The 4,108-nt window shown below is 36.7% G+C and carries 7 protein-coding genes; 5 read left to right on the forward strand and 2 right to left on the reverse strand.

The window, feature by feature from the left end; all coding sequences use genetic code 11:
* Positions 1-188, reverse strand: a 188-nt coding sequence (locus AC23NW_RS35845; protein WP_487455467.1) for a hypothetical protein, incomplete at its 3' end; no start/stop codon positions are given.
* A 256-nt stretch (positions 189-444) separates the two neighbouring features.
* Here AC23NW_RS35845 and AC23NW_RS35850 point away from each other — a divergent pair.
* The 5 genes from AC23NW_RS35850 (at position 445) to AC23NW_RS35870 (ending at position 3,714) form a co-directional block, all read left to right on the forward strand.
* Complete coding sequence (locus AC23NW_RS35850; protein WP_487455469.1) at positions 445-1,473, forward strand: protein rep; 1,029 nt, start codon at positions 445-447, stop codon at positions 1,471-1,473.
* A 252-nt stretch (positions 1,474-1,725) separates the two neighbouring features.
* A complete protein-coding gene (locus AC23NW_RS35855) occupies positions 1,726-1,902 on the forward strand; it encodes a hypothetical protein (RefSeq protein ID WP_487455471.1) in 177 nt (58 codons plus the stop codon).
* Positions 1,902-2,111, forward strand: coding sequence for a hypothetical protein (locus AC23NW_RS35860; RefSeq protein WP_487455472.1), 210 nt, complete (start codon positions 1,902-1,904; stop codon positions 2,109-2,111). The genes AC23NW_RS35855 and AC23NW_RS35860 overlap by 1 nt, the downstream gene beginning before the upstream one ends.
* A 311-nt stretch (positions 2,112-2,422) precedes the next feature.
* Positions 2,423-2,842: a hypothetical protein gene (locus AC23NW_RS35865; protein WP_487455474.1), complete on the forward strand. Its 420-nt coding sequence runs from the start codon at positions 2,423-2,425 to the stop codon at positions 2,840-2,842.
* 290 nt (positions 2,843-3,132) lie between these two features.
* Positions 3,133-3,714, forward strand: a complete 582-nt coding sequence (locus tag AC23NW_RS35870; protein ID WP_487455476.1) for a hypothetical protein — start codon at positions 3,133-3,135, stop codon at positions 3,712-3,714.
* Between the two features lie 118 nt (positions 3,715-3,832).
* On the opposite strand, the gene AC23NW_RS35875 is transcribed toward AC23NW_RS35870, so the two are convergent.
* Positions 3,833-4,108: hypothetical protein (locus AC23NW_RS35875; protein WP_487455478.1), on the reverse strand; the 276-nt coding region annotated here is incomplete at its 5' end.

Here is a 4,108-nt window from a genome sequence, read left to right on the forward strand (position 1 = left end):
TCTACGCGCATTATTTGGCCCAATTCTGACTCTTTGTCTATCTGGGTTAGAATGTAAGTCCCTATATCCTCCCCTTTAGCCTTTGCCGCTTCTTGTATTTGCCCATGTAATTGGGTTGATACGCGAAAAGCGATTGTCTTTGTAGGCGGCTGTGTGCTTTTATCTACTGACTCTTTGCTTTTAGACATTGTTTACAGTCGTTAACAATTTTCGAATATTGTTTGCGATTCATGAAGGTGGGAGTATATTTGCGTAAATATGTGCGAATTACGGACAAGAGAGAGGAGTAAAAAAGAATACGTTTTCAGTGGTCCGCTCTTGATAAGTTAGCACAACTGAGTTCCTTTGATATTTAAACAACTGAATATCAAGGACTTAACCCCAAAAACGCTCTGATGATTTAGACTTGACCTAAACCCTTAATTATCAGACAGTTATGAATAAATGAAAAAAGGCTCATGCAGAGCCTTGGAAACCACAAAAAAAGAAAGCCTGAACCCTCTATGCTTGGCGGCAGTCGGCTCAGGCTTATCACAAATGATGATGAGACAAAGTAAGGGCTTTTATCCCGAAAAAACAAAAGAATCTCGGGCAAAATATCTGTCGGTAAAGCTGGCATATAACCTCCTTGAGAATAACCCAGATTCAATGTTATCAAAGTCGTATCAAGGTACTGTACATTGCCTTGAAACACGCTTAGAAAGGGGAACGGAAAAGGGTGTAAAACTAACATCGACATATTGTAAAAATCGTTGGTGTGCTGTTTGCAATCGTATCCGTACCGCAGTTTTAATTAATGGTTACGAGCCGGTAATTAAACAAATGCAAGAGCCTTATTTTGTGACTTTGACAAAGCAAACTGTATCAGGGTTTAATCTGCCAAAGTCAATTATTTTTATGCATGATTCTTGGCGCAAAATACTAAACAGTAAATTAGGCCGTAAGAAAAAAGTAAAGGGTGTTAGAAAGTCTGAATGTACTATACGTCCTAACCATCATTATCATTATCACTTTCATATTGTTATAGATGGAAAAGAAAATGCACAATGGTTGGTTGAAGAATGGTTAAAAAGAATGGGTAGCCTTGCTGATAGTAAAGCGCAAGATATTCGGCCAGCGGATCAAAATTCTTTAAAGGAGCTGTTTAAATATTTCACTAAATTAACTACCAAAGCCGGTGAATTGATCGATTACAAACGCATGGATGTAATTTTTAGAGCTTTGCGTTGTAAGCGTGTTTATCAGCCGTTTGGTGGTGTTAGTCCGGTAGAAGAAGAGATTGATGATGTCAGTGAGGAAGAATTAAAAGGTTTGAGTGATCAGTTACAGTATTATGAAAGAATATGGAACTGGTCAAATGACTTTACGGATTGGGTGACATTGGATGAAGATGGAAAAGTAATTGGTCAACTGACTGGTTATGAGCCAAATGAGAAGTTTAAAGGTCTTTTTGACAATAAAGATATTGCCTGAAGCGGAAGCGGCAATGCTGGGAAGCAACCGCCGAGGAATAGGGCAAGACCCGCGACGCAGTTGCGCGCAGCTTACTGAACTGGTGCCCTACATCATTCAGTGAGTTTAACCGGATTGATAGCTTGAAGCCTCCGGTTAGGAGTTAAAAGGGTCGGATTGATAGCTTGAAGCCATCCGGCCCTTTTTCTTTACTATACAGCTTATATTTATGACTTTGTATATACTGTTTTATTATCTAAACCCGCTTAAAAAATGCAAGATATTACAAACGGATGGTATGATTTTATGGAATCACCTTATGACGATTCTTCAAGTGATTTGGATGATTTTGATGTAGATTTTATAAAAGAAAATAAGAAAAAACCTAAAAAAGTAGTAATCGAAGAAAAGGATTTGACAATAAGGAGTATTAAGACACCGAAAAAATAATGGAAAAAACGCAAGGTAAATTCTGTAAAAAAGATTTATTAATGCTTTATGGGAATGTTCGTATGAAGCATTTTGAAGAATGGATTGAACCTATTATGGAAGAAGTTGGGTGGAAAGTCGGTAAAAAGCAAATATTATCCCCGAAACAGGTTAGACGGATTGTTGATTATCTGGAGAATCCAATACCGTTAAAAGAACTTAATAGTTAAGTATGAGGAATGGTTGTAGGAAATGTTAACAATTCTGGGTGTGCTATTTAGTGTGCATTTTGATTGAGAACAGCAGACAGAAGTAGTAAAAGTCCGTCAAGTTTTAAGACGGACTTTTCTTATGTCCAGTCAAAAATTTCTTATAATCAATCGGTTAGATCGGTTATGAGTTTGGTTAGATCGGTTAGAAAATCAGTTAGATCGGTTAGGGATTCGGTTAGTAAATCGGTTAGGTAGTTTATAAAAACGGTTAGATCGGTTAGGGATTTGGTTAGTAAAACGGTTATAAATTCGGTTAGATCGGTTAGGAAATGGAGCAAAAGCCAGCAGAAAGCCTAAAGGGTAAAGATACAGGTAATTGTATAGTATGTGGAAATACATTCCAATACCGTAAGGGTAAGCAGTATTGTTGTAATGCCTGTAAACAGAAAGCGTTTACTAAAGGATTGCCTTTTAGTGTGCCGGTTGATACGGAAGTACTACCATTGCCGAACGGATTCTCATTACGAGAGTATAGAGAGTATGTTGACAGGGTAGGATATTCCTTTCCGTTAATACATTATTTCTTTCTGAGAAGAAATTTAGAAAGCAATGTATCTATTGATGAAATAGAATTTTATTTAAACGGTCTTTACTCTGATCATTTCTTTTCTGATAATTTTATCCGAAGTGAACCGTATAAAGAATTTGAAAAAGATTTTCTAGACAATAAATATATTCTGTCAATGTAAAATCTTCATAGATGATTTTTTATTAATTCTAACTTTTAACTTTTAACCTTTATGATTCGAAAAACAGGAATATCTTTATTTATTGGTTTTTTATCTGTCTGGCTTTTTAAGAGAAGAAAAGATAAAATAGATGATGATAATTATAATAACATTGGATTTTGCTAGTTTTTTAATTTATTCGTTTTGATTCTTTAAATAATATTGGATGTGAATTAAAAATATTTTGTCTTAATATTATTTTTTGAATCAGTATACTTTCTTGATTCCACAGAGTTTAAATAGTTATTTTTATGAATTTAGTACAAACCGGTTATTTGGGTCTTGTTGGGCCTGTCTTTACTACGGGTTCATCCGTAGAAGGAAAATTATTGCTAATTCAGGGAAATTTTAGTGCTGATAGTAAATTAGTTCTTCGGGTTAAATCACCGGCATATGCTACAGCATTAAAGAATGCCGGTAATTTTGAATTCAGCAGTACAGATTTTACATTAGCTAGTTATCAAGACAATGAAATATTTCCTTATACTTCATTGACTTTTAAAGCTCCGCCGTATAGTGGTGCTTTTACAGATTACAGGAAGTTTGCTTCTGATTGGGCAACAATCGATCTTACGGCATCGACTACTACAGGTGTTCCCACAAATACAGGTACGACCACTACCCCAACGAATACGGGATCTACTACCGGTGGTACAACTACTAACCAAGGTAATATATCTTCTGGGGGCAGTACCAGCGGTGGATCTGGTACAGTAAACAACGTATCTACGCAGACTAGTAGCAGCAGTGTAAGTAAGCCTAATGGTACGGTTATTCTGGTGGGTATATGTGTGTTTTTGGCTCTTTTGGTGTTACGTGGCCAAGGGGACTAATTGAAAAGTAAGAAGCCCGACCTACCTAGGATCGGGCTTCTTTAAATGGTACGGTAGGTGTAGGCGCATTGTTGAGCGGGTCTAATGCCTGAAAATCCGAACGCGTTAGCGTTCAACCTTATTTTTTACTTCTTACTTTCCTTTTTTCCTGTAACTCCTGTTTCTTCACTTCTACGAATTCTTCCATTGCAGGAGCTACTATAGCTTGGAATTCTTCATAGGTCATACCCATACGCTCTTTAAGCTCATTTAAGTTCACTAGGAATTTGTTTACGATCTTGGTAATATCCCGAGTCGATTCCCATACTCTTTGCGCTTCTACGCGCATTATTTGGCCCAATTCTGACTCTTTGTCTATCTGGGTTAGAATGTAAGTCCCTATATCCTCCCCTTT

It is taken from the genome of Arsenicibacter sp. R0_47 (assembly GCF_057652235.1).